This window comes from Streptomyces colonosanans, from assembly GCF_001866645.1.
Classification (GTDB): Bacteria; Actinomycetota; Actinomycetes; order Streptomycetales; family Streptomycetaceae; genus Streptomyces; species Streptomyces colonosanans.
In genome coordinates, this window is sequence record NZ_MLYP01000046.1 from 41790 (window position 1) to 68220 (window position 26431).

The following is a 26431-nucleotide window of genomic DNA, read 5'->3' on the forward strand; positions in this document are numbered from 1 at the left end:
ATGGGCTCGTGTGCCGGTCAGGCGCCGACCTTCGCCGGTGCCTGGTCCGCCTCCCCGTCCGTGACCGCCTCGGCGGTCCGGTCGCGGCTCAGCTTCTGCTTCACCAGAGCGATCGCGACCACCACCGCGGCGACGAGCAGGGACAGCGACACGGTCGTGCGTCCGTTGTGCTCCGTGTCGGTGAGCATGTAGCCGAGGACGGCCAGCATCAGCGCGGTCGTGGCCCAGGTCAGGTACGGGTACAGCCACATCTTCACGGTCAGCTTCTCGGGTGCCTCGCGCTGGATGATCTTCCGCATCCGCAGCTGCGAGAAGCAGATCACCAGCCAGACGAAGATGGCGACCGCGCCGCTGGAGTTGACCAGGAAGAGGAAGACCGAGTCCGGGAACTTGTAGTTGAAGAAGACGGCCAGGAAGCCGAACAGGACGGAGACGATGATCGCCGCCAACGGCACGCCACGACGGGTCGTCCGCGCGAAGGACTTCGGCGCGTCGCCCCGCTGACCGAGCGAGAAGGCCATGCGGGAGGCCGTGTAGAGCCCGGAGTTGAGGCAGGACAGCACCGACGCCAGCACGATGAAGTTCATGATCTGGCCGGCGTGCGCGATACCGAGGGAGTCCAGGGCTGCGACGTACGAGCCCTTCTTCTCGAGCGACGGGTCGTTCCACGGGATCAGACAGATGACCACGAAGATCGAGCCCAGGTAGAAGACGGCGATACGCCAGATGATGCTGTTGGTGGCCTTGGTCACGGCCTGCTGCGGGTCCTCCGCCTCGCTCGCCGCCAGCGTGGGGATCTCACTGCCCATGAAGGAGAAGACCACCAGCAGCACACCGGTGAGGATGGCGCCCGGCCCATGGGGCAGGAAGCCGCCGTGGGCGGTGAGGTTGCTCAGGCCCGCCTTGTCGCTGTGGACGCCGGGCAGCACCCCGAAGACGGCGAGGGCGCCGACGACGATGAACGCGCCGATCGCCACGACCTTGATCCCGGCGAACCAGAACTCGAACTCGCCGTAGCTGCCGACCGAGACCAGGTTGGTCGCGGTCAGGACGACCATGACGATGAGAGCCCAGCCCCACTGGGGCACGGCAGGTATCCACCCCTCGAGGATCTTGGCGCCCGCGGTGGCCTCCACGGCGAGCACGACCACCCAGAAGAACCAGTACAGCCAGCCGATCGAGAAACCGGCCCAGCGACCGAGCGCGCGGTCCGCGTGCGCGGAGAAGGAGCCGGACGTGGGGTTCGCCACAGACATCTCGCCCAGCATGCGCATCACGAGTACCACGAGCGTGCCGACCAGCGCGTAGGAGAGCAGGATGCCGGGACCGGCGGTGGCGATACCCGTACTGGAGCCGACGAACAGACCGGCACCGATGACGCCACCGATGGCGATCATCGAAAGATGGCGGTTCTTGAGTCCGGCCTGAAGGCCGCCACCGGTCTCTCCGGGGCGGCCAGGGTCGTTTCCGGCCTTGGGGGTCGGCAGCGAGGTCATAGGGGGTAATTCCTTTGCGCCGGGTGTGGGGACGTGGGGGCACCCGTACGTAGCGACGCTTCTGTCCCTACGGGCGGAATACGGGGCCCATACGAGCGGAGTCGGGGGCTCGTACGAGCGGTGTGACGCGCCGGTCCTGTGAATCCGAGGCTTATGAATTCGAGAACCTTCGACCCCCGATTGTTACTGCAGGTTCCCCTCAGGTTCTGTAGTGACGGTCACATGTGGTGTTGCCGACACCCGGCGAAGCCGCAGCGCGACAGCCGTGTCACACTCGGATCATGCGCGTGTATCTCGGCTCAGACCATGCCGGATTCGAACTGAAGAACCACCTCGTCGAGTGGCTCAAGGCAGCCGGGCACGAGCCCGTCGACTGCGGGCCCCACATCTACGACGCCCAGGACGACTACCCGCCGTTCTGCCTGCGCGCCGCGGAGCGTACCGCCGCGGACCCCGACTCCCTCGGCATCGTGATCGGCGGCTCCGGCAACGGGGAGCAGATCGCCGCGAACAAGGTCAAGGGCGTACGGGCGGCCCTCGCCTGGAGCGAGGAGACGGCCTCGCTGGGTCGGCAGCACAACAACGCGAACGTCGTCGCCGTGGGTGCGCGGATGCACACGCAGGAGGAGGCGACGAAGTTCGTCGAGACGTTCCTGAACACACCGTTCTCGGGTGACGAACGACACGTGCGGCGCATCGCCATGCTGTCGTCGTACGAGACGACCGGCGAGCTCCCGCCGATTCCTTCCCACCACCCGCAGGGCTGAGGACACCCCTCCGGCATCCGGAGGAGAGGAGTACGGGGCACGGCCCCGAGCAGGTCCGGACAGGGCCGGGGTTCCGGGCGGAACCCCGGCCCCGTGACATTCACCGGGAGGTAGGGCAACCGTGCCAGAGGGGCACACCATTCATCGGCTGGCCGAGGACTACTCGGCACGGTTCGCCGGCGCCCCCGTCACCGTCCGCAGCCCCCAGGGCAAGTTCGCCGACGCCGCAGCCCTCCTCGACGGGGCCGAGCTGGACACCGCCGACGCCCACGGCAAGCACCTCTTCCTCGGCTTCCGCGGCGGCGAATGGGTGCACATCCACCTCGGTCTCTTCGGCAAGGTCACCTTCGGTGACGCCCCCGCGCCCCCGCCCACCGACACGGTCCGTCTCCGGCTCGCGAACCCGGCCTCGTACGTCGACCTCCGCGGCCCCACCACCTGCGCGCTGATCACCGACGCCGAGAAGTCCGCCGTCCACGGCCGCCTCGGTCCCGACCCGCTGCGCGACGACGCCGACCCCGCGGCCGCCTACCGCCGGGTCCGCCGCAGCCGCACCACCATCGCCGCCCTGCTCATGGACCAGAAGGTCATCGCCGGTGTCGGCAACGTCTACCGCGCCGAGGTCCTCTTCCGGCACGGCATCGACCCGTATCGCCCCGGCAGGGGCATCACCCCGGCCGAGTGGGACGCGATTTGGGCCGACCTCGTCGAGCTCATGCGCGAGGGCGTCCGGAACAACCGCATCGACACCGTCCGCCCCGAACACACCCCCGAGGCCATGGGCCGTCCGCCGCGTGTGGACGACCACGGCGGCGAGGTGTACGCGTACCGCAGGGCCACCCTGCCCTGCCACATCTGTGGCGGCGAGATCCGCACCGCCGATCTCGCCGCCCGCAATCTGTTCTGGTGCCCGAGCTGCCAGAGGGCCTAGCACCCGGGCCTAGCATCCGGGCCTAGAACCCGTGCGGCAGCCACGGCGCCGCCGCCGAGCCGAACGCCAGGGACGCCTCCGCCAGCGCCCCCTGCCGCAGCTCCCGCACCCGTCCCGCCGCCGCCAGCGCCGTGAGCGAGATCCCGCCGAGATACGCCGACCCCAACTCCCGTACGGACAGGGAGAGATCGACCGCGTCCGTCGTCCGTGCGCAGGACGCGCCCTTCCCGTCGCCCGTCAGCCGCCAACGCCCCTCGTTCCAGGGGCAGAAGGAGTCCTCGACCTCGAACACCACGTCCAGCGGCGCCTGGTACGTGCGCGCCTGAAGCGCCGCGCCCACGTCCACCAGCCGGACATGGAGCGAGTCCTTCGTCTGTATGCCGCAGCGGCGGATGTCCGACACCTGGTACTGCCAGGCGTCATCCATCGGCCGTCCGTGCGCGATGACCCGCGACGTCAGGTCGATGTCGAGGACGAACCGCCACAGCGCGGCACACGCCGCCGCATCCAGGCCCTCCAAGTCCTGCACGATCACAGTGCCGTTGGCGCTGGACTGGTGCCAATCCGGCTTGACGCGGAAGCGGGTGTAGCCCACGGTCTCGCCGTCCCGCTCCGCGACCACGCACTGCAGTGGCGACGCCCCCTCCCGCTCCCTCTGCGGGTCCAGCAGCGCCAGCCGCTCCCAGTCGGGCTGTCGTGCCAGCATGCCGGGCCGCCCCGGCACGAGTCGCGCGTACACCTCCTCGCACACGTCGAGGACATCGGCCGGAGCGGCGTACCGCAGGCGTACGTCGTCCGTGCCGGGCGGCACCGACAGCTGTACCCGGTGGCTGTCGATCTCGGCGTTCACATGGAGCGTGCCGATGCCGTAGCCGAACCGGCCGTAGATCACGGGCTCGGACGCGGTCAGCACCGCGAGTGGCTCCCCCCAGGAGCGGATGTCGTCGAGCTGCCGGCGCATCATCGACGTCAGCACCCCGCGCCGGCGGTGTGTGGCCGCGACGCTCACCCCCGTGATACCCGCCGCGCGGACCGAGGCGCCGCCGGGGACGGTGAGACGGAAACTGAACGCACCCGCCGTGCCGATACAGTCCTCTCCGTCCCATGCGCCCAGGAATCTGTCGTATTCGGAGAGTTGATTCCAGAGTCCACGTTCTTCGGGTGATTCGTCCACGCCGCCGAAGGCCCGGAGGAGGTTGTCGTACCAGGTGTTCCACTCGTCCTGCCGCAGCAGTCGCACATCAGTCGCCATGGGCCATGCCTACCAGGGCAATGCGGGGCGAGCGAGGGGATTTCTCTCCTGTTGCGGGGGGCGGATCCGTGTGAAGTTCAGCGCTCGGAGGAGGGACAAGTGGGACCTCCCGTGCCAAGCGGCAGGCCGGATGGATAGGGTCCCGAACGATGGCAGCAGGACGAGTGCGGCGCGCGGAAGCCGAGACGATCACGGCCCGGTTGAAGAAGCAGTGGCACCGGGTCCGCACCGGCCTGCGCAGATCCGCCGTGGACTACTTCCGCGGGGACGGCTCGGACTGGATCGCGCTGGCCGGTCTGCTGCTGACGGTTCCGCTCATCGCGGCGACGACCCTGGCCAACCCCGTGTGGTGCTCGCCGGCCGTCCTCGTCCTGCCGATCGTGGCGGGCGGCCTGCTGCTGAGGCCCTCCAGCCTGCTCGCGCTGTACGCCGCCGCCGCCACCGCGCTGATCGTCGAGTCCGTCCGGCTCGGCCCGTACACGGAGGGACCGTCCCGGGTCACGCCCGGCATCGTGCTCGTGGTCGCGGCCTGCGGGTTCTTCGGGCTGCTGATCGCGCAGTTCCGCAGCCGGGTCGGGGTGCCGTGGCGGCGCGGCGGCACCATGCTCTTCGATCTGCGCGAACGCATCCGTGTCCAGAGCAAGCTGCCGAGGCTGCCGCTGGGCTGGCACCGCGAGATGGCGCTCAGGCCGGCCGGAGGGCAGTCGTTCTCCGGCGACTTCGTGGTGGCGGCCCGGACGAACGGGGGCCGCACGCTGGAGGTCGTCCTGACGGACGTCTCGGGCAAGGGCATGGACGCGGGCTCGCGCGCCCTGCTGCTGTCCGGGGCGTTCGGCGGCCTGCTGGGATCGCTCCCACCGCACGCGTTCCTGCCGGCGGCGAACGGCTATCTGCTCCGCCAGGACTGGGACGAGGGTTTCGCGACCTCGATCCACCTGGTCCTGGACCTGGATTCGGGCGACTACGAACTCTATTCGGCCGGACACCCGCCGGGCCTCCAGCTCTGCGCGGGCAGCGGCCGCTGGGAGGAGAAGGCGGCGGAGGGGCCGCTCCTCGGTGTGTACGACGGCGCCCAGTTCGACCCCGTGAAGGGCTCGCTGCGCCCCGGGGACGTCCTGATGCTGTTCACGGACGGCCTGGTGGAGACCGCCGAACGCGACATCGTCGAGGGCATCGACCGGCTCACAGGCGAGGCCGACCGCTATGTGACCGGCGGCTTCCACGGCGCGGCCTGGCATCTCATCGAGGCGGTCGCGAAGGACGTGAACGACGACAGGGCGCTGCTGCTGATCAGCCGCGAGGGCCCGACGGCCCAGGCAGCGCGCTGAGCCTGCCCCCCAAGGGCCGTGGCAGCGCGTACTCGGTGGCGCTCCGTACGGTCGGCCTTCGGCCGGCGGGCACCCTCATCGCGGTCGCCGCGCACGATGAGGGCGCCCCCTTGCCCGGGTCCTCGTACTTGCTCAGGCCTTCGTACGCGCACGAGCGACCTGTGCCGCGTCCTTCCTGAACGCCCACTCCATCCTGGGCTCCATCACGAAGCGGAAGACGCGCCGCACGGGTGCCGTACACAGGGCCGTCACCAGGGCGCCCGCAAGGAGGGTCACGCACACCTCACCGAGCGGCCGGTGGAGCCACTTCGCGTCGAACCAGCCCTGGTAGGCCGCGGTCCTGGTGACGAAACCATGGAGCAGGTAGCCGTACAGCGTGCCCGTGCCCAGCGTGGTGAACCACATCGTCCGGCGCGGTACCCAGGCGAAGAAGCAGGCCGTGAGCAGCAGCGAGCAGCCCAGCAGTATGAGGACCATCACCGGACCGCACCACCAGGGCGCCCCCAGTTCCTGGGCGCTGTCGCGGTGGTAGAACCAGGCCGGGTTCATCCGCGGCACCGCCCACCACGCCACGGCCGACGCGCAGAGGAACACGGGCACGGACAGCATCCGGACCCTGCGGCCGCGCACCGCCTGGAAGTGCTCCGGCCTCATCGACAGGCCGATGACGAAGAACGGCAGGAACTGCAGCACCCGCTGGAGGTCCAGATCGTTGCCGATGTCGGGCGACATGGACGCCAGCATGGCGATCGCGATGGACAGCGGGACCGGATGGCGCACCACCTTCCACAGCGGGGCCGTCAGTCGCCAGACGAAGAGCGCGATCAGGAACCACGTGAGATACCAGGGGTCGAGCAGGCTGATCGGCATGTCGGTCTCGCCGCCGACGGTGCGCGCCAGGAAGGTGTACGCGGTCTCGAACACGATGTACGGCACGACGACGCCGGTCAGTAGGCGCTTCAGCTTCTCGGGGCGCATGTCGAAACTACGCGAGAAATAGCCGGAAATGAGGATGAAGGCCGGCATGTGGAAGGCGTAGACGACCATGTACGCCGCCTGGAGGGTGCGGCTGCCGTCCTTCAGCGGGTCCCAGGAGTGGCCCATGGCCACCAGGACGATCGCCAGGTACTTGGCGTTGTCGAAGAAGGCGTCACGCTGCTTGGCGGGAGGTCTGGCGGCCTGCGGTTCGCGCGGACTCGGCACTGCGTCCGCTGTTGGCTGCGTCGGGGTGAGCGGCGCGCGCAACGGGGGCGCCGACGACGGGCCCGTTGCTCTTGAGGAGGACGAGGCGGCGTGGAACATTTGAGAAACCCTAACGCTCCCGTGGGGCCGCGTAAAACGCTCGATGTGCATCCTCCTTATCGCCTGCGGATACTCCGGATTCACCAGGATCCGTTTTGCCGGGACGTGTTCTTGCACACATCGGGGAGAGTGTCGATTGCCCAATGCCGTTGGGGTGTTGTGTCCGTTTTCACCATGACGAATGAACCCAAAACACCCACCATCTTCGGGTGGCTCCGGCGAAATGCCCGACCGGTGACGGTATTTGAATTCCCTGTAAACGCGATGTGTGGACATGGAAACCGTCCACGTTCATTTCAGTTCGGAGGGTCCTTCGAAATGCCCGGAGAGAAGACCGGGTTCACCGCGGCCACCGGCGTACCCGTGGGTGGACTCACGGCACGGATGGCCGACGATGTGTCACCAGCCGCATACGGAGGGCCAGTTGGTGGCACGATGGTTCTGGCGGGGGTGCGCGGGGACGGTGCACCCGGGCCGGGAGAACGGACCGACCGAGGGTGTGATCAGTTGTGGCCATTTCGCTGTCAGTGGTGCTGCTGTTGGCGATCATCCTGGTGGTGTTGATCCGAGGGGGCTCGATCAAGACCGGACCGGCGATCGTGGCGATCCTCTTCGGCTTCTTCCTCGCCTCGACCGGCATGGCTCCGGACATCAACCGGTTCCTGAACTCGATAGCGGAGACGATCAACTCGATCAGATTCTGAAGGGGGCGACCGTCCGCCCGCGGACCGGCGCGGGCGGACGGCCGCCCCCGTGCGGGCTCGGGGCCGTGAACCGCTCGCCCGGGGCGGCCCGCGGGCGCGCATGCCCGTACGGACGGCACCCGGCCGGACGCGCACCGCATCGGGGCGCGAGCCGACGGCGCCGCACGGGCCGTGGCGTGCACACGGCGACGGGGCCGGCCGAGGCCCTCGCCGGGGTGCGGTGCGCGCCACGGGCGTACGGCACCCGCAGAGCACCGGGGAACGCCGGAGGCCCGGCGAGGGAAGCGGTCCCTCGCCGGGCCTCCGGCGGATGGAGCGGGCGACGGGAATCGAACCCGCGTAGCTAGTTTGGAAGACTAGTGCTCTACCATTGAGCTACGCCCGCAACAGGTTGCGCCGCAGGTCAGTGACCGCGGCACAGGATGCATCGTAGCGGGTCGTCACCCTCGTAGGCCAACGTGTTGATCCGCACGCCGGTCAGGCAGAGAAAGCGGCCGACGCAGCAAGCCCGGCCATGTACCCTACGTGTCGCACCAGACGGGGTGTGGCGCAGCTTGGTAGCGCGTCCGCTTTGGGAGCGGAAGGCCGTGGGTTCAAATCCCGCCACCCCGACCACCGGCAGGCGCCCTCCGGCGCGGCCTCGCAAGATCACCTTTTGGGGCGTGTACCGCCTGCGGTTACTATGCAAGCTGCGCGCCCGTGTGTCTGCATTGTCATGTCTCTCAGGCCGGGGCCCGCGAATCCGCCGAAGGCAGCGCCCGTCCCGGGCGGAGCAGCTCGGCAGAACCCAAGAAGTCAGCCACAAGGAGACCGAACCGTGAAGAGCGCCGTGGAGACCCTGAACCCGACTCGGGTTCGGCTCACTGTTGAGGTGCCCTTCGAGGAGCTCAAGGGCAGCCTCGACGCGGCGTACAAGAAGATCAACCAGCAGGTCACGGTCAAGGGCTTCCGCAAGGGCAAGATCCCGGCCCGGGTCATCGACCAGCGGTTCGGCCGCGGTGCCGTGCTGGAGGAGGCCGTCAACGACGCGCTGCCGAAGTTCTACACCGAGGCGGTCAACGAGGCCGAGCTGAACCCGCTGGGCCAGCCCGAGGTCGACATCAAGGAGCTGAAGGACAACGAGGTGCTGTCCTTCACCGCCGAGGTCGACGTCCGCCCGACCCTCGAGATCCCGGACTACTCCGGCATCGAGGTCGAGGTCGACGTCGTCGAGGTGACCGACGAGGACATCGAGAAGTCGGTCGAGCAGCTGCGTGAGCGCTTCGCCTCGTCGAACCCGGTCGAGCGTGCCGCCGAGGACGGCGACGTCGTCACCCTCGACTTGGAGGCCAAGGTCGACGGTGAGGTCCTGGAGGACGGCGTCGCCAAGGACGTCTCCTACACCATCGGCTCCGGCGAGCTGCTGGACGGCATCGACGACGCCGTGAAGGGTCTGTCCGCCGACCAGGAGGCCACCTTCACCTCCGAGCTCAAGGGCGGCTCGGCGACGGGCAAGGAGGCCGAGGTCACCGTCAAGGTCACCCAGGTCGCCGCCCGTGAACTGCCGGAACTGGACGACGAGTTCGCTCAGCTCGCCTCCGAGTTCGACACGCTGGAGGAGCTGAAGGCGGACAGCCGCAAGCGCCTCGAGAACATGAAGGAGTTCGACCAGGCGACGCAGGCCCAGGAGCGTGTCCTGGACAAGCTGCTGGAGCTGGTCGAGGTCCCGGTCCCCGAGAAGCTCCTCGAGGACGAGGTCAACACCCGTAAGCACAACCTCGAGCACCACCAGCTCGCCCAGATGGGTCTGACCCTCGACAAGTACCTGGAGATCCAGGGCAAGACCGCCGAGGAGTTCGACGCCGAGACGCGCGAGGCCGCGGTCAAGGGCATCAAGACCCAGTTCGTGCTCGACGAGCTGGTCAACAAGGAGAAGCTGAGCGTCAGCCAGGAGGAGCTCACCGAGCACCTCATGCGCCGCGCTGCTTCCTCCGGCATGTCCCCCGACCAGTTCGCCCAGGCGGTCGTCGAGGGTGGCCAGGTCCCGATGCTGGTCGGCGAGGTCGCCCGCGGCAAGGCGCTCGCGGTGGTCGTCGAGGCCGCCACGGTGAAGGACACCAACGGTGAGATCGTCGACCTGAGCGACGAGGACGAGGCCGAGGCCGAGACGGCGGAGGGCTCCGCCGAGGAGAAGCCGGAGGCGTAACCTCCCCGCGGCACGACAGCTGTACGACGGGCCCCAGGACGCACAGCGCCCTGGGGCCCGTCGCCGTCTGTGCCCGCCCGATGACGGACGCGATCCACGGCCGTGACGTCCGTGGCGCCGAGCGAGCGCGGATCGACCCCACCGACGCGACGACTGCGGCGCCTGCGGCGACAATGGACCCGGGTCCGGGGCGCGGTCCGCAACGGCGCCATGGCCATCGGACCCGGTACGGGCCAGGGCCCATGCGCTGACAGCGAACACCCGCGGAAGCGGGATGGCACCCGCCTGCCTGCGCGTTAGGGTCCATGAATACGAGGGCAGGGGAGTCCCCGGAGCCGCCCCGGCAGAGGCCGCGCGGGGTCCCACGCCCCAGCAGAACACGTGAGACGGCCCCGCGCCGTCGTAAGACGAGCAGGTGGATACGTGACGAATCTGATGCCCTCCGCCGCCGGCGAGCCTTCCATTGGTGGCGGCCTCGGTGACCAGGTCTACAGCCGGCTGCTCAACGAGCGGATCATCTTCCTCGGCCAGCCGGTCGACGACGACATCGCCAACCGGATCACCGCACAGCTGCTGCTCCTTGCCGCCGACCCGGACAAGGACATTTACCTGTACATCAACAGCCCTGGTGGGTCCATCACGGCCGGCATGGCGATCTACGACACCATGCAGTACATCAAGAACGACGTGGTGACGATCGCCATGGGCATGGCGGCGTCCATGGGGCAGTTCCTGCTCAGCGCGGGCACCCCGGGCAAGCGCTTCGCCCTGCCCAACGCCGAGATCCTGATCCACCAGCCCTCGGCCGGCCTCGCCGGCTCCGCGTCCGACATCAAGATCCACGCCGAACGGCTGCTGCACACCAAGAAGCGGATGGCCGAGCTCACCGCCTTCCACACCGGCCAGTCGGTCGACCAGGTCACCCGCGACTCCGACCGCGACCGCTGGTTCGACGCCGACGAGGCCAAGGAGTACGGCCTGATCGACGAGGTCATCACCACCGCTGTCGGCATGCCGGGTGGCGGAGGCACCGGGGCGGGCTCGTAAGGGCTCCCACCCGGCCGGGCCCGGCCCGGCCGGCCGCCTGCACCGGCCACCAGCGCCTCAAGGGCCGTACTGGCCCGGAGGCCAGCAGGAGGGCCGGTCCAGGCCCTCGCAAGGCCGCGAGGGCCCCACAGGCTCCCAGCGCCCCTCCAGCCCCAAGCCACCGCCTCAGCCCTTTTCAGGAGACATCGTGAACGACTTCCCCGGCAGCGGCCTCTACGGCCGTGTGCGCGCCGAGTACACCGCCCCCGTGGCCGAGTCCCGTTACGTCATCCCGCGCTTCGTGGAGCGCACCTCGCAGGGCGTCCGCGAGTACGACCCCTACGCGAAGCTCTTCGAGGAGCGCGTGATCTTCCTCGGCGTCCAGATCGACGACGCCTCCGCCAACGACGTCATGGCGCAGCTGCTGTGCCTGGAGTCGATGGACCCCGACCGTGACATCTCGGTCTACATCAACAGCCCCGGCGGCTCCTTCACCGCGCTCACGGCCATCTACGACACGATGCAGTTCGTGAAGCCGGACATCCAGACGGTCTGCATGGGCCAGGCGGCCTCCGCCGCGGCGGTCCTGCTGGCCGCGGGCACCCCGGGCAAGCGCATGGCGCTCCCGAACGCCCGTGTGCTGATCCACCAGCCGTACAGCGAGACGGGCCGCGGCCAGGTCTCCGACCTGGAGATCGCCGCCAACGAGATCCTCCGGATGCGCGCGCAGCTGGAGGAGATGCTGGCCAAGCACTCGAACACGCCGATCGAGAAGATCCGCGAGGACATCGAGCGCGACAAGATCCTCACGGCCGAGGACGCGCTGGCGTACGGTCTGATCGACCAGATCGTCTCGACCCGCAAGATGAACAACGCATCGGTCCGCTGACGCGAATCCACTCGATTCGTCGTCCGGGCCTGTATCGTCTGCCGCTCCTCGGCACGGTTCGGCACGGTGCACCTCCCAGTGAACCGTGCCGAGGGGGGCCCGAACGGGGGGCTCGGCAAGGTACCGTCGGATATAAGGCAGCACCAGGAGCCGCTGGACCCAAGGCGTCTCCCAGGCGAAGGGGAAGCACACCGTGGCACGCATCGGTGACGGCGGCGATCTGCTCAAGTGCTCGTTCTGTGGCAAGAGCCAGAAGCAGGTCAAGAAGCTCATCGCAGGCCCCGGTGTGTACATCTGCGACGAGTGCATCGATCTCTGCAACGAGATCATCGAGGAAGAACTCGCGGAGACCAGCGAGGTGCGCTGGGAGGAACTCCCCAAGCCCCGCGAGATCTACGAGTTCCTCGAGGGGTACGTAGTCGGCCAGGAGGCGGCCAAGAAGGCCCTCTCCGTCGCGGTGTACAACCACTACAAGCGGGTCCAGGCCGGTGAGAACGGCGGCGCCCAAGGCCGCGACGACGCCATCGAGTTGGCGAAGTCGAACATCCTGCTGCTGGGCCCCACGGGCTCCGGCAAGACGCTTCTCGCGCAGACCCTGGCCCGCATGCTCAACGTCCCCTTCGCCATCGCCGACGCCACGGCGCTGACGGAGGCGGGGTATGTGGGCGAGGACGTCGAGAACATCCTCCTGAAGCTGATCCAGGCCGCCGACTACGACGTCAAGAAGGCCGAGACGGGCATCATCTACATCGACGAGATCGACAAGGTGGCCCGCAAGAGCGAGAACCCGTCGATCACGCGGGACGTCTCGGGCGAAGGCGTCCAGCAGGCGCTGCTGAAGATCCTCGAGGGAACCACCGCCTCGGTCCCGCCCCAGGGCGGCCGCAAGCACCCGCACCAGGAGTTCATCCAGATCGACACGACGAACGTGCTGTTCATCGTGGGCGGCGCGTTCTCGGGCCTGGAGAAGATCATCGAGTCTCGGGCGGGCGCGAAGGGTATCGGCTTCGGCGCGACCATCCGCTCGAAGCGCGAACTGGCGGCGAAGGACCAGTTCGAGGACGTGATGCCCGAGGACCTGGTGAAGTTCGGGATGATCCCGGAGTTCATCGGCCGCCTCCCGGTCATCACCTCGGTGCACAACCTGGACCGCGAGGCGCTCCTCCAGATCCTCGTCGAGCCGCGCAACGCGCTGGTGAAGCAGTACCAGCGCCTCTTCGAACTCGACGGCGTGGAACTGGACTTCGAGCGCGAGGCGCTGGAGGCGATCGCGGACCAGGCGATCCTCCGCCAGACCGGCGCCCGGGGCCTGCGCGCCATCATGGAGGAGGTCCTCCAGGCGGTGATGTACGAGGTCCCGTCCCGCAAGGACGTGGCCCGCGTCGTCATCACGGCGGACGTGGTCCTGTCGAACGTCAACCCGACGCTGATCCCGCGGGATTCACGCGGACTCGGGTCGGGGGAGCAGAAGACGGCGTAGCCGCCGGTTCCACACATGGGAAAGGGGCCCCGGTCGACCGGGGCCCCTTTCCCATGTCACGCGCCTGGCATCAGGCCTTGACGCGAACTTCCTTGCGGAACTTGGCGGTCAGCTCGGCCGCGCTCTGCAGATCGGGGCTCTTGCCGGACGCGGCGTCGGCCATGTCCACGTGGATGAAGACGCCGATCGTGCTGTGGTCGCCCCAGATGCACACAGGCAAGTGGATATCCTGCGAGCCCTCCTTGACCTTCATCTCCTGGCACTTGAGGACCGCACCGTCGAGACCGCTCGGCTTGTAGGCCTGCGGGCTGCCGATGACTTCGCCGTCGCTGTCCTTCGATGCGTTCTTCTTGGTATCGGCGAACATGAGATCGACGACCTTCTCCGGATCGTCGATCTCGCCGTAGACGCCCATAAAGTTGATCGCCTGCGCGCTCAGCGGGTTGGCCTCGTCCCCGGCCTGGTAGGCGGCGTTCACATCCTTGGCATTCTTCACGCCGTGCTTCTCGGCGTCCTGCACGTCGCTCTTGCTGAAGCCGCCGCCTTTGTCGCTGCCAGCGTTCTTGAACTTACCGCCGAGAACCGTCGCCGGCGTCGTCAGCTTGTGCGCGCCGTCATCCTTGATGCCCGAACCCCCACCCCCGCCGATCACGAGGTACGCGCCCACCGCGATCGCCGCCACGACCGCGACCGCGCCGATGATCAGGGCCGTCTTCTTCCCGCCGCCACCGGAGGCCGGCGGCGGCTCCGGTATGGCGCCGTAAGGCGGCTGCTGGCCGTACTGGGGCTGCTGACCGTACGGCGGCTGCTGCTGCCCGTACGGGTTCTGCTGGGGCGGGACGCCCTGCGGGGGCTGCTGCGGGTAGCCGTACCCGGGCTGCGGCTGGGCCGGCGGGGCCTGCTGGGGGTAGCCGTAGCCGGGCTGGGGGGCCTGCGGCGGCTGGCCATAGGGCCCAGGCTGCTGCCCCGGCTGGCCGTACGGTCCGGGCTGCTGGGGCTGCCCGCCGTACGGGCCCGGCTGGTTGTAGCTCATTGCGTGGGTTCCCCTCCAGGTGCTTATACGTTCAAGACATCCTGGCTCAGATATGGCGCGCGCACGTCATCGGGCCGCACACCGTTACCAAACAAAGGCGTTTCGGGGCTGGCCCGTACCACCCCTAAACTGGCCCCGTGACCGATAACGCTCAGCAGCAGCCATCAGCGCCCTCCACCGAACTGCCGACCCAGTACGCGCCGGCCGACGTAGAGGGGCCGCTGTACGAGCGCTGGGTAGAGCAGGGTTACTTCGAGGCCGACGAGAAGAGCGACAAGCCCCCCTTCACCGTCGTCATCCCGCCGCCGAACGTCACCGGAAGCCTGCACCTCGGGCACGCCTTCGAGCACACCCTCATCGACGCCCTCACCCGCCGCAAGCGCATGCAGGGCTACGAGACGCTGTGGCAGCCCGGCATGGACCACGCCGGTATCGCCACGCAGAACGTCGTCGAGCGGGAGCTCGCCAAGGAAGCCAAGTCGCGGCACGACCTGGGCCGCGAGGCCTTCGTCGACCGCGTCTGGCAGTGGAAGTCCGAGTCCGGCGGGCAGATCTCCGGTCAGATGCGGCGCCTGGGAGACGGCGTCGCCTGGTCGCGTGAGCGCTTCACCATGGACGAGGGGCTGTCGCAGGCCGTTCAGACCATCTTCAAGCGGCTCTACGACGACGAACTCATCTACCGCGCCGAGCGCATCATCAACTGGTGCCCGCGCTGTCTGACCGCCATCTCCGACATCGAGGTGGAGTACCAGGACGACGACGGCGAGCTGGTGTCCATCCGCTACGGCGAGGGCGACGCCTCGATCGTCGTCGCGACGACCCGCGCGGAGACGATGCTCGGCGACACCGCCGTCGCGGTGCACCCGGACGACGACCGCTACCGGCACATGGTCGGCACCGAGATCGAGCTGCCGCTGACCGGCCGCCGCATCCCCGTGGTCGCCGACGAGCACGTCGACCCCGAGTTCGGCACCGGCGCCGTCAAGGTCACGCCCGCCCATGACCCGAACGACTTCGAGATCGGGCAGCGGCACAACCTGCCGTCCGTCGCCGTCATGGACGAGCACGCGGTGATCACCACCCACGGCCCCTTCCAGGGCCTGGACCGCCTGGAGGCCCGCTCGGCCATCGTCGCCGCGCTGCGCGCCGAAGGCCGGATCGTGTCCGAGAAGCGGCCCTACGTCCACTCGGTCGGCCACTGCTCCCGCTGCAAGACCACCATCGAGCCGCGGCTGTCCATGCAGTGGTGGGTCAAGGTCGGACCGCTCGCGAAGGCCGCCGGTGACGCGGTCCGCGAGGGCAAGGTCAAGATCCACCCGCAGGAGATGGAGAAGCGGTACTTCGACTGGGTCGACAACCTCCACGACTGGTGCATCTCCCGCCAGTTGTGGTGGGGCCACCGCATCCCGGTCTGGTACGGGCCCAGCGGCGAGGTCGTCTGCGTCGGACCGAACGAGGAGCCGCCGAGCGGCGAGGGCTGGCACCAGGACACCGACGTCCTCGACACCTGGTTCTCCTCCGGCCTGTGGCCGTTCTCCACCCTGGGCTGGCCCGAGCAGACCGAGAGCCTCGCGAAGTTCTACCCGAACTCCGTCCTGGTCACCGGCTACGACATCCTCTTCTTCTGGGTCGCCCGGATGATGATGTTCGGCCTGTACGCGATGGACGGCACGCCGCCGTTCCACACCGTCGCCCTGCACGGCATGGTCCGCGACCAGTTCGGCAAGAAGATGTCGAAGTCCTTCGGCAACGCGGTCAACCCGCTCGACTGGATGGACAAGTACGGTTCGGACGCGCTGAGGTTCACGCTGGCGCGCGGCGCCAACCCGGGCGTCGACGTCCCGATCGGCGAGGACTGGGTCCAGGGCTCCCGCAACTTCGCCAACAAGATCTGGAACGCCACGCGCTTCGCGCTGATGAACGGCGCGACGGTCGAGGGCCCGCTGCCCGACGCGTCCGCGATGTCGGCCACGGACCGCTGGATCCTGTCCCGGCTGAACTCGGTCGTGGCCGAAGTCGACGCGTACTACGAGGACTTCCAGTTCGCCAAGCTGTCCGACGCCCTCTTCCACTTCGCGTGGGACGAGGTCTTCGACTGGTACGTCGAGCTGTCCAAGACGACGTTCCAGGCGGGCGGCGAGGCGGCCAAGGTCTCCCAGCGTGTCCTCGGCGAGGTCCTGGACGTCACCCTGAAGATGCTGCACCCGATCGTGCCCTTCGTCACCGAGACGCTGTGGACCACTCTTACGGGTGGCGAGTCGCTCGTCATCGCCGACTGGCCGAAGGACAGTGGCTTCCGCGACCAGGCGGCCGAGAAGGAGATCGAGACCCTCCAGTCGGTCATCACGGAGGTCCGCCGCTTCCGCGCCGACCAGGGCCTGCAGCCCGGCCAGCGCGTCCCGGCCCGGCTGACCCTCGACGGTACGGCACTCGCCCCGCACGAGGCGGCCATCCGCCAGCTGCTGCGTCTGCAGCCGGAGGGCGAGGGCTTCACGGCGACGGCGACCCTGCCGATCGCGGGCGCCACGGTCGCGCTGGACCTGTCCGGCACGATCGACGTGGCGGCGGAGCGCAAGCGCCTGGCCAAGGACCTGGCCGCGGCGCAGAAGGAGCGGCAGCAGGCGGAGGCCAAGCTCGGCAACGAGGCCTTCCTCGCGAAGGCCCCGGACCACGTCGTGGAGAAGATCCGCACGCGGCTCGCCAAGGCCGATGAGGACATCGCGCGGATCGAGAACCAGCTGGCCGAACTTCCGGCGAACTGATCCGGGACACGGACCCACGCGGGCCCGACGCCATACAGGCGCCGGGCCCGCTTTCGTGTGTACGTAGACTGGGCTCGTGAGTGACCTGCCCCCGCGCGACCCCAACGAGAGCGACCCCTTCGAGCAGATCGTCGCGGACGAGACCCATCGCGACCCCGACCTCGCCGTGATCGAGGCCGGCAGCCGCACCCTGCGCACGCAGGGCGGCCCGCCGCAGGCCGACGTGCCCGCACGGCCCGACGACCCCGAGGTCGACAAGGCGCTGCGAGCGGTCGAGGCCGAGCTGGCCAACCGCTGGGGCGAGACCAAACTGGAGCCGTCCGTCAGCCGTATCTCGGCACTGATGGACGTGCTGGGCGAGCCGCAGCGGTCGTACCCCTCCATCCACATCACGGGCACCAACGGCAAGACGTCCACCGCCCGCATGATCGAGGCCCTCCTCGGCGCCTTCGAACTGCGCACCGGCCGGTACACGAGCCCGCACGTGCAGTCGATCACCGAGCGCATCAGCCTCGACGGCGCCCCCATCTCAGCCGAGCGGTTCATCGAGACGTACGACGACATCAAGCCGTACATCGAGATGGTCGACGCCCAGCAGGAGTACCGGCTCTCCTTCTTCGAGGTGCTCACCGCCATGGCGTACGCGGCCTTCGCGGACGCGCCCGTCGATGTCGCCGTCGTCGAGGTGGGCATGGGCGGCAGCTGGGACGCCACCAACGTCATCGACGCCGATGTCGCCGTCGTCACCCCCATAGACCTGGACCACACCGACCGGCTCGGTGCCACGCCCGGCGAGATCGCCCGGGAGAAGGCCGGCATCGTCAAGCAGGACGCCACCGTGATCATGGCCCAGCAGCCGGTCGACGCGGCCCAGGTGCTGCTGAAGAAGGCCGTGGAGGTGGACGCGACCGTGGCCCGCGAGGGCCTGGAGTTCGGTGTCGTCTCCCGGCAGGTGGCGGTCGGCGGCCAACTCCTCACCCTGCGCGGCCTCGGCGGCGAGTACCACGATGTGTACCTGCCGCTGCACGGCCCCTACCAGGCCCACAACGCGGCCGTGGCACTCGCCGCGGTCGAGGCGTTCTTCGGCGTCGGCGCCCAGCGGCCCGATCCGCTGGACATCGACACGGTCCGCAAGGCCTTTGCGTCGGTGTCGTCCCCCGGCCGCCTGGAGGTCGTACGGCGCTCCCCGACCGTCGTCCTGGACGCCGCCCACAATCCCGCGGGTGCCCGTGCCACCGCCGACGCCGTGAGCGAGGCGTTCGACTTCAGCCGGCTGATCGGCGTCGTCGGCGCGAGCGGCGACAAGAACGTACGAGGTCTCCTGGAGGCCCTCGAACCGATCTTCGCCGAGGTCGTTGTCACCCAGAACTCCAGCCACCGTGCGATGGACTCCGACGAACTGGCCGCGATCGCCGTCGAGGTCTTCGGCGAGGAGCGGGTCCAGGTCGAGCCGCGGTTGCCCGACGCGCTGGAGGCCGCGATCACCCTCGCCGAGGAGGAGGGGGAGTACGCGGGTGCCGGCGTACTCGTCACCGGTTCCGTCATCACTGTCGGTGAGGCCCGACTGCTCCTGGGGAAGGGCTGACATTCCGTGCGTACGCTCTGCGCTTCGACCCTGATCGGCGAGTTCTTCGTCATCGGCTTCGCCGGTCTGGTCGCGATGAAGGACCCGAACCTGTCCATGGGCACCGTCTGGACGGTCAGCGGCGTCGCCATGGTGCTCAGCATTCTGCTGTGCGGCATGATCACCCGCCCCGGCGGCGTCCAGCTGGGCTGGGCCCTGCAACTCGCACTGATCGCCTCCGGGTTCTTCGTGACGACGATGTTCTTCCTGGGCGTGGTCTTCGCGGCGCTGTGGTGGGCGTCCGTGCACTACGGAAGAAAGATCGACGAGGCGAAGGCACGGTTCGCCGCACAGAGCGATGAGGGCAGCCCGGCCTAGCCGCACGGCTTGACGCTGAGTGACGCTCCCCACCACCTGCCCTGTAGCCTCTACGCACCGCACAACCGTGACCTGTAAGGAGCCACCCCCGTGACCCAGCGCACCCTCGTCCTCCTCAAGCCCGACGCCGTCCGTCGTGGGCTGATCGGCGAGATCATCAGCCGTATCGAGCGCAAGGCCGGCTGGACCATCAGCGCGCTGGAGCTGCGTACCCTCGACCAGGACACGCTGGAGCAGCACTACGGCGAGCACAAGGGCAAGCCCTTCTACGAGCCGCTGGTGGACTTCATGGCCTCCGGTCCGGTCGTCGCGCTCGTCGTCGAGGGCGAGCGGGTCATCGAGGGCCTGCGCGCGCTCGCCGGCCCGACCGACCCGATCGCCGCCGCGCCCGGCTCCATCCGCGGCGACTACGGCGTGATCGTCCGCGAGAACCTGATCCACGCCTCCGACTCCGAGGAATCCGCCGAGCGCGAGCTGAAGATCTTCTTTCCCGGCCGTTTCTGACCGTAGGACGATGAACATCTGAACTCGTCCCGTGGATGACGTCTGAGGGCTCGTCACATCACTCGTATGCCTGAATGGGGGCGACCGCGGAAACCCGCCTCGGGAACACCCGGCCGTCCCCCGGCATATGGGTACCGTTCGAGGGAACGCCTACCCCCGAACGCCCGTCTCCACAAGCGAGGCGGCGCGCCATCTGCTGACAATGGCGATGGCCCTCGCGCAGTGTTCGTGCAGGCGCGACTACGATGGAAGCCTTCACGTCACAGCACCCACTTCGCCACCCCAACCAAAGCTGTCACAAGCTGTACTTGGGAAGGCCAGACGAATCCTGATGGGGAATTCAATGTCGTTCATCGGCCGTGACATGGCTGTCGACCTCGGGACCGCCAACACGCTGGTGTACGTCAGAGGTCGCGGGATCGTGCTCAACGAGCCGTCCGTCGTCGCGATCAACACCAACACCGGTGGCATTCTCGCGGTCGGCGCCGAAGCGAAGAAGATGATCGGCCGGACGCCGGGCAACATCGTGGCCGTGCGCCCGTTGAAGGACGGTGTGATCGCCGACTTCGAGATCACCGAGAGGATGCTCCGCTACTTCATCCTGAAGATCCACAAGCGGAGGTATCTGGCTCGTCCGCGGGTCGTCGTCTGTGTGCCGTCGGGCATCACGGGCGTCGAGCGTCGCGCCGTGATCGAGGCGTCGTCCCAGGCCGGCGCCCGCCAGGTGCACATCATCGAGGAGCCCATGGCCGCGGCCATCGGCTCCGGCCTGCCGGTCCACGAGGCCACGGGCAACATGGTGGTGGACATCGGCGGCGGCACCACGGAGGTCGCGGTCATCTCGCTCGGCGGCATCGTCACCGCCCAGTCCATCCGCGTCGCGGGCGACGAGCTGGACAACGCGATCATCCAGCACGTCAAGAAGGAGTACTCCCTCCTTCTCGGCGAGCGGACGGCCGAACAGATCAAGCTCACGATCGGTTCGGCGTACGACCTCGACGCCGACGAGCACACCGAGATCCGCGGCCGGGACCTGGTCTCCGGGCTGCCCAAGACCGTGGTCATCTCGGCGGCCGAGGTCCGCAAGGCCATCGAGGAACCGGTCAACGCGATCGTGGACGCGGTCAAGACGACCCTCGACAAGTGCCCGCCGGAGCTGTCCGGTGACGTCATGGACCGTGGCATCGTCCTCACCGGCGGCGGCGCCCTGCTGCGCGGCCTCGACGAGCGGCTGCGCCGGGAGACCGGCATGCCGATCCACATCGCCGAGGACCCGCTGGACAGCGTGGCGCTCGGCTCGGGCAAGTGCGTCGAGGAGTTCGAGGCACTCCAGCAGGTGCTGGACGCCCAGCCCCGCAGATGATGCAACGCTTCGATCCCGCCGTACGAGATGAACTCCCCTCGTGCGGCGGATCGTTGATATAGAGACATAAGCTCCCCCATAACACCCCCCGGATCCCGCCCGCCGGGTTGTGCCTGCCAGGTATGGCCCGCCGGGTACGTGCCCACCGGGCACCGCGCACCCCGGGGCGCCCGACCTACACATTCCGACGAGGAAGGCACGGCCGCCGCACGTGAGGGACACACGAGAGAGCCGGCTGCTCCTGGTGCTGCTGATCGCCATCGCGTTCGCTCTGATCACGGTGGACATCCGAGGCGGCCAGGACTCACCGGTCGAAGGTGCCCGCCAGGCCGCTTCCACGGTCTTCGGTCCGATCGAGAACGGGGTGTCGTCCGCCGTCGACCCCGTGGGCAACGCGATCGCGGCCGTACGCGACTCCGGCAGCAGGCACGACCGCATCGCCACACTCGAGCGCGACAACGCCATGCTGAAGGCGAAGCTGGGCAGCGACGACCGCAACCGCAGCCGTCTCAAACAACTCGACAAGATGATCCGAGTGGCGGGCGAGGGCCAGTACGGGATCAAGGGCGCCGAGGTCATCGCCATAGGAGCGGCCCAGGGCTTCTCCTGGACCGTCACCATCGACGTGGGCGCGAGCGACGGCATCAAGCGCGACATGACCGTCCTCAACGGCGAAGGACTGGTCGGCCGCGTGACCACCGTCGGCCCCAGCACCTCGACCGTGCTGCTGGCCAACGACCCCGACTTCACCGTCGGCACCCGCGTGGAGAACAGCGACGAACTCGGCTTCGCCACCGGGCAGGGCGACCGCCCGCTGCGCGTCCAACTCCTCAACGCCAAGGCCGACGTGAAGAAGGGCAACCGCCTCGTCACCTTCGGCTCGGAGGCCGACAAGCCGTTCGTGCCCGGCGTCCCCGTCGGCGTGGTCTCCCGGGTCGACCCCTCCGGCGGCGACCTGACCCGCACGATCTATGTGAAGCCGTTCGTGTCCTTCAGCAAGCTCGACGTCGTCGGCGTCGTCGTCCAGGCGCCGAAGAAGGACCCGCGCGACACGGTCCTGCCCCCGAAGCCCCAGCCGACGCCCACACCGACCGTGACGGTCACCGTCACCCCCTCGGCCGCCGCGTACGACGAGCAGACGGACTACTAGGAGCTGAACCAGATGCGCCTCAACCGGATGCTGCTCGCCACACCCCTGGTGGTCGTCGCCCTTGTGATCCAGGTGAGCGTGCTCGCCCGCCTCCACCTGCCCGGCGCCGTCCCCGACCTGATGCTGCTGACCGTCGTCGCCCTCGCCCTGGTCTACGGCCACGTCGGCGGCTGCCTCGTCGGCTTCGGCGCGGGCCTGCTCTCCGACCTCGCCCCGCCCGCCGACCACGCCGCCGGCCGCTACGCCCTCGTGCTCTGCGTCATCGGTTACCTCGTCGGCCTGGCCCGGCCCGAGAACGGCCGCCTCAAGTCCGCGACCGGCCCGATGGCCGTCGTGGTCGCCGCCGCGATCGGCTCGACCCTGCTGTACGCGAGCGTGGGCGCCCTCGTCGGCGACACCGCCGCCCGCCATGTGGGCCTGGGCGGACTGCTGTTCACGGCCGCCGTGTACGACCTGCTGCTCGCGCCCTTCGTGGTCCCCGGGCTGATGGCCCTGGCCCGCCGCGTCGAGAACGACCCGCTCGCCGAGGCCAACTCCGCCAAGGCGGCCGACGTCTCCTCCGGCTGGCTCGCCTCCGGCACCGGACTGCGCATCGGCGGCCAGCGCGGGGGACTGCGCGTCAAGGCGGCCAAGGCCCGCATGGCCCGCGCCGGCCGCATCAAGGGGGTCAAGCGGTTGTGACGATCCGACAGCCGACCGCCCGGCCGCACAGGTTGGCCGTGTATTCGTATGACGTGAACGCGCACGGAGAGGGGACGGCAGCAGTGACCGACGCCCACCGGTCTCCCACCTTCGGCGGAATGGGCTTCGCCCATGACTAACATCCCTGAGACCGGACGGACCCCCCGCGTCCAGATCCGGCTCGTCATCGTCCAGATCCTTGTCCTCTCCCTCCTGGGCACCCTTGGCGGCCGCCTCTGGTACCTCCAGATCCGCAACGGCGCGCAGTACGCCAAGGAGGCCTCCGGCAACCACGTCCAGCAGGTCGTCCAGCCCGCCGTGCGCGGCGACATCCTGGACGCGCGCGGCGTCCCGCTCGCCGACAACGAGACCCGGCTCGTGGTCTCCGCCTCCCGCACCGAACTGCTGAAGATGAAGGACGACGGCAAGGCGGTCCTCACCAAGCTGGCGGGCATCCTGGACATGAAGCCCCAGGACGTCATGGACAAGGTCCGCCTCTGCGACGCCAAGACGCCGCAGCCCTGCTGGAACGGTTCCCCTTACCAGCCGATCCCCATCACCGACGAGGCCACCCCCCGGCAGGCCCTGCAGCTTCGCGAGCGCTCCGAGGATTTCCCCGGCATCACCGCCGAACCCGAGGCCGTCCGCCGCTACCCGAGCCCCGGCAACGCCAACACCGCCCAGGTCCTCGGTTATCTCTCGCCCGTCACCGACGACGAGATCCAGCGGGCCAAGGACACCGACTCCCCATACCTGCGCTCCGACCAGGTCGGCCGCTCCGGCCTCGAGCGCCAGTACGACCGGATACTGCGCGGCAAGGCCGGCGTCACCCGCTACGAGGTCGACAACCTCGGTCGTGTCATCGGCAAGGCCAAGAGCGACGTCGCCGAACCCGGCTCCAAACTGATCACCAGTATCGACGCCCGTGTCCAGGCGGTTGCCGAGTACGAGCTGAACGAGGCGATGAAGGCCGCCCGGAGCCAGTTCGACAAGATCACCGGCGAGAACTACAAGGCCGACTCCGGCGCCGTCGTGGTGATGGAGGCCAAGACCGGCCATATCGTCGCCATGGCGTCCAACCCGACCTACGACCCGAATGTCTGGGTCGGCGGCATCTCCGCCAGGGACTACAAGAAGCTCACCGGCAAGGACTCCGACTACCCGCTGCTCAACCGGGCCATCCAGGGCCAGTCGGCTCCCGGCTCCACCTTCAAGGTGGTCTCCACCGCCGCCGCCGTCGAGGCCGGCTATGACTTCGACGGCAACTACCCCTGCACCAGCTCGTACTCGGTCGGCAGCCAGGTCTTCAAGAACTTCGAAGGGGAGAACTTCGGCCCGATCTCGCTCGGCCGGGCGCTGGAGGTCTCCTGCGACACCGTCTTCTACGGCCTCGCGGACAACGAGTGGAAGAAGGACGGCGGCATCAACCCCAAGAAGGGGCAGCCCAAGGACTACTTCTACAAGGCCGCCCACCAGTTCGGACTCGGCAAGACCACCGGCATCGACCTGCCCAACGAGGTCACCGGCCGTGTCCCCGACCGCCAGTGGAAGCAGAAGTACTGGGAGGCGAACAAGGACGCCTGGTGCAGGACGGGCAACAAGGACGGCGACTACGTCCAGAAGATCGCCTATGAGAACTGCCTCGAGGGCAACAAGATGCGCGAGGGTGACGCGATCAACTACTCCATCGGACAGGGCGACACCCTCGTGACCCCGATCCAGGAGGCCGTCATCTACTCGGCCATCTCCAACGGCGGCACCCTGTGGAACCCGAGCATCGGCAAGGCCGTCGTCAGCCCCGACGGTAAGAAGGTCACCGAGATCAAGCCCGAGTCGCACGGCAGGGCGCCGATCGACAAGAAGACGCGGGACGTCATGGAGGAGGCCCTCGCGGGCGTCGTCACCCGCGGTACCGCCGCGTGGAAGTTCGGCGGCTGGCCGCAGGACAAGATCCCGCTGCACGCCAAGACCGGTACCGCCGAGGTCTACGGCAAGCAGACGACCTCGTGGCTGTCCACGTACTCCAAGGACTACGCGGTCGTGATGACCATCTCCCAGGCCGGTACCGGCTCGGGCGCCTCCGGTCAGGCCATCCACAACATCTACGACGCCCTGTACGGCGTTCAGAAGGACGGCTCGATCGACAAGAAGAAGGCCCTCCTGTACACCCCGCAGAAGGACCTCCCCAAGATCCAGCCCGACGGCTCGATCGTGGCCCCGAAGATCGAGAAGTACGACCCGAACGCCGACAAGGCCGACGGACAGGACCAGCAGGGCACGCCCACGGACAACCCGTCGGCCACCGCACCCTCGCCGACCGCGAGCAACCGCACCCGGAGGCGTACGGACCGCCCGAGGAAGAGGCGGAGGATCCTGACGTGACCGGAGCGAACAACTTCTCCGTCTCCGGGTACGGCCCCGAGCGGGCCCGCTGGACGCGGGTCTTCGCCCGTGACAGCCTGGCCCGCCGCCTCGACTGGCCGATACTGCTGTCGGCCGCGGCGCTGTCCCTGATCGGCAGCGCCCTCGTCTACTCGGCCACCCGGGGCCGCACCGAGATCAACCAGGGTGACCCGTACTACTTCCTGGTCCGGCACCTGATGAACGCCGGCATCGGGTTCGCCCTGATGATCGGCACGATCTGGCTCGGCCACCGCACCCTGCGCAACGCCGTGCCGATCCTGTACGGCATCTCGCTCCTCGGGGTGCTGCTGGTGCTCACCCCGCTCGGCGCCACCATCAACGGCAACCGCAACTGGATCGTCTTCGGCGGCGGCTTCTCCCTCCAGCCGTCCGAGTTCACGAAGGTCACCATCATCCTGGGCATGGCGATGCTGCTCGCCGCCCGGGTCGACGCGGGGGACAAGGAGTACCCCGACCACCGGACCGTGGCCCAGGCCCTGGGACTGGCCGCCGTCCCGATAGCGATCGTCCTGCTCATGCCCGACCTCGGCTCGGTCATGGTCATGGTGATCACCGTGCTGGGGGTGCTGCTCGCCTCCGGCGCCTCCAACCGCTGGATCTTCGGCCTGCTCGGCGCGGGCGCGGTGGGCGCGGTCGCCGTCTGGCAGCTCCACGTCCTGGACGAGTACCAGATCAACCGCTTCGCGGCCTTCGCCAACCCCAGCCTCGACCCCTCCGGTGTCGGCTACAACACCAGCCAGGCGCGGATCGCGATCGGCTCCGGCGGGCTGACCGGCGCGGGCCTCTTCCACGGTTCGCAGACCACCGGCCAGTTCGTGCCCGAACAGCAGACCGACTTCGTCTTCTCGGTCGCGGGCGAGGAGCTCGGCTTCGTCGGCGCGGGCCTGATCATCGTCCTCCTCGGCGTCGTCCTGTGGCGCGCCTGCCGGATCGCCCGGGAGACCACCGAGCTGTACGGCACGATCGTCGCCGCCGGCATCATCGCCTGGTTCGCCTTCCAGGCCTTCGAGAACATCGGCATGACCCTCGGCATCATGCCGGTCGCCGGCCTGCCGCTGCCGTTCGTGTCGTACGGGGGCTCATCGATGTTCGCCGTCTGGATCGCGGTGGGACTGCTGCAGTCGATCCGGGTGCAGCGGCCGATGTCGGCGTAGGGGAGCGGGCCGGTTCGCGTTCAGGAGGCTCTGCCCTCACGGCCCGTCTGCCACTAGA

General features: G+C 68.7%; 21 protein-coding genes and 2 tRNA genes. 18 read left to right on the plus strand and 5 right to left on the minus strand.

Annotation, left to right across the window (positions count from 1 at the left end; all coding sequences use genetic code 11):
• Positions 1-17: 17 nt before the first annotated feature.
• Positions 18-1496, minus strand: a complete 1479-nt coding sequence (locus BIV24_RS18260; protein ID WP_071367409.1) for an amino acid permease — start codon at positions 1494-1496, stop codon at positions 18-20.
• 281 nt (positions 1497-1777) lie between these two features.
• Between BIV24_RS18260 and BIV24_RS18265 the strand changes: the two genes are divergently transcribed.
• Both BIV24_RS18265 and BIV24_RS18270 read left to right on the plus strand, forming a co-directional pair.
• Positions 1778-2263 (plus strand): ribose-5-phosphate isomerase, encoded by a 486-nt coding sequence (locus tag BIV24_RS18265; RefSeq protein WP_071367410.1) that lies wholly within the window; start codon positions 1778-1780, stop codon positions 2261-2263.
• Between the two features lie 121 nt (positions 2264-2384).
• Positions 2385-3194: an Fpg/Nei family DNA glycosylase gene (locus tag BIV24_RS18270; RefSeq protein WP_071367411.1), complete on the plus strand. Its 810-nt coding sequence runs from the start codon at positions 2385-2387 to the stop codon at positions 3192-3194.
• A 22-nt stretch (positions 3195-3216) separates the two neighbouring features.
• Here BIV24_RS18270 and BIV24_RS18275 read toward each other — a convergent pair whose 3' ends face one another.
• Entirely contained in the window at positions 3217-4446 is a 1230-nt protein-coding gene (locus tag BIV24_RS18275) for a GNAT family N-acetyltransferase (RefSeq protein ID WP_071367412.1), read from the minus strand.
• Positions 4447-4595: 149 nt separating this feature from the next.
• Here BIV24_RS18275 and BIV24_RS18280 point away from each other — a divergent pair, with 149 nt between their 5' ends.
• On the plus strand, positions 4596-5774 hold the full coding sequence (locus BIV24_RS18280) for a PP2C family protein-serine/threonine phosphatase (protein ID WP_071367413.1): 1179 nt from the start codon (positions 4596-4598) through the stop codon (positions 5772-5774).
• Positions 5775-5906: 132 nt separating this feature from the next.
• Here BIV24_RS18280 and BIV24_RS18285 read toward each other — a convergent pair whose 3' ends face one another.
• Positions 5907-6977, minus strand: coding sequence for an acyltransferase family protein (locus BIV24_RS18285; RefSeq protein ID WP_071367414.1), 1071 nt, complete (start codon positions 6975-6977; stop codon positions 5907-5909).
• A gap of 608 nt (positions 6978-7585) precedes the next feature.
• Here BIV24_RS18285 and BIV24_RS18290 point away from each other — a divergent pair.
• A complete protein-coding gene (locus BIV24_RS18290; RefSeq protein ID WP_071367415.1) occupies positions 7586-7780 on the plus strand; it encodes a hypothetical protein in 195 nt (64 codons plus the stop codon).
• A gap of 311 nt (positions 7781-8091) precedes the next feature.
• Here BIV24_RS18290 and BIV24_RS18295 read toward each other — a convergent pair.
• Positions 8092-8165: transfer RNA gene (locus tag BIV24_RS18295), tRNA-Gly, on the minus strand.
• A gap of 153 nt (positions 8166-8318) precedes the next feature.
• Here BIV24_RS18295 and BIV24_RS18300 point away from each other — a divergent pair.
• From BIV24_RS18300 to clpX, 5 genes are all read left to right on the plus strand, one after another.
• Positions 8319-8395: transfer RNA gene (locus tag BIV24_RS18300), tRNA-Pro, on the plus strand.
• A 202-nt stretch (positions 8396-8597) separates the two neighbouring features.
• Positions 8598-9965, plus strand: coding sequence for a trigger factor (tig, locus tag BIV24_RS18305; RefSeq protein WP_071367416.1), 1368 nt, complete (start codon positions 8598-8600; stop codon positions 9963-9965).
• 435 nt (positions 9966-10400) lie between these two features.
• A complete protein-coding gene (locus BIV24_RS18310; protein WP_071367417.1) occupies positions 10401-11012 on the plus strand; it encodes an ATP-dependent Clp protease proteolytic subunit in 612 nt (203 codons plus the stop codon).
• 187 nt (positions 11013-11199) lie between these two features.
• Positions 11200-11880 carry an ATP-dependent Clp protease proteolytic subunit gene (locus tag BIV24_RS18315; RefSeq protein ID WP_071367418.1) on the plus strand — a complete coding sequence of 227 codons (681 nt, stop codon included), beginning with the start codon at positions 11200-11202 and terminating at the stop codon, positions 11878-11880.
• A 193-nt stretch (positions 11881-12073) separates the two neighbouring features.
• Complete coding sequence (gene clpX, locus BIV24_RS18320) at positions 12074-13360, plus strand: ATP-dependent Clp protease ATP-binding subunit ClpX (RefSeq protein WP_071367419.1); 1287 nt, start codon at positions 12074-12076, stop codon at positions 13358-13360.
• A 70-nt stretch (positions 13361-13430) separates the two neighbouring features.
• Here the strand turns inward: clpX and BIV24_RS18325 are convergent, their stop codons facing one another.
• Positions 13431-14393 (minus strand): hypothetical protein, encoded by a 963-nt coding sequence (locus BIV24_RS18325; protein WP_071367420.1) that lies wholly within the window; start codon positions 14391-14393, stop codon positions 13431-13433.
• A 137-nt stretch (positions 14394-14530) separates the two neighbouring features.
• On the opposite strand from BIV24_RS18325, the gene BIV24_RS18330 reads away from it, so the two are divergent.
• The 9 genes from BIV24_RS18330 (at position 14531) to rodA (ending at position 26373) form a co-directional block, all read left to right on the plus strand.
• A complete protein-coding gene (locus tag BIV24_RS18330; protein WP_071367421.1) occupies positions 14531-17155 on the plus strand; it encodes a valine--tRNA ligase in 2625 nt (874 codons plus the stop codon).
• A 76-nt stretch (positions 17156-17231) separates the two neighbouring features.
• Positions 17232-18740 carry a bifunctional tetrahydrofolate synthase/dihydrofolate synthase gene (folC, locus tag BIV24_RS18335; RefSeq protein WP_071367422.1) on the plus strand — a complete coding sequence of 503 codons (1509 nt, stop codon included), beginning with the start codon at positions 17232-17234 and terminating at the stop codon, positions 18738-18740.
• Positions 18741-18746: 6 nt separating this feature from the next.
• Positions 18747-19097, plus strand: a complete 351-nt coding sequence (locus tag BIV24_RS18340) for a DUF4233 domain-containing protein (protein WP_071367423.1) — start codon at positions 18747-18749, stop codon at positions 19095-19097.
• Between the two features lie 90 nt (positions 19098-19187).
• Positions 19188-19601: a nucleoside-diphosphate kinase gene (gene ndk, locus BIV24_RS18345; protein WP_071367424.1), complete on the plus strand. Its 414-nt coding sequence runs from the start codon at positions 19188-19190 to the stop codon at positions 19599-19601.
• Positions 19602-19944: 343 nt separating this feature from the next.
• Positions 19945-20964: a rod shape-determining protein gene (locus BIV24_RS18350; protein ID WP_071367425.1), complete on the plus strand. Its 1020-nt coding sequence runs from the start codon at positions 19945-19947 to the stop codon at positions 20962-20964.
• A gap of 211 nt (positions 20965-21175) precedes the next feature.
• Positions 21176-22114, plus strand: a complete 939-nt coding sequence (gene mreC, locus BIV24_RS18355; RefSeq protein ID WP_071367426.1) for a rod shape-determining protein MreC — start codon at positions 21176-21178, stop codon at positions 22112-22114.
• A 12-nt stretch (positions 22115-22126) separates the two neighbouring features.
• Positions 22127-22795, plus strand: coding sequence for a rod shape-determining protein MreD (gene mreD / locus BIV24_RS18360; RefSeq protein ID WP_071367427.1), 669 nt, complete (start codon positions 22127-22129; stop codon positions 22793-22795).
• A 132-nt stretch (positions 22796-22927) separates the two neighbouring features.
• Positions 22928-25177 carry a penicillin-binding protein 2 gene (mrdA, locus tag BIV24_RS18365; RefSeq protein WP_071367428.1) on the plus strand — a complete coding sequence of 750 codons (2250 nt, stop codon included), beginning with the start codon at positions 22928-22930 and terminating at the stop codon, positions 25175-25177.
• Complete coding sequence (gene rodA / locus BIV24_RS18370) at positions 25174-26373, plus strand: rod shape-determining protein RodA (RefSeq protein ID WP_071367429.1); 1200 nt, start codon at positions 25174-25176, stop codon at positions 26371-26373. The genes mrdA and rodA overlap by 4 nt, the downstream gene beginning before the upstream one ends.
• Positions 26374-26431: the final 58 nt, after the last annotated feature.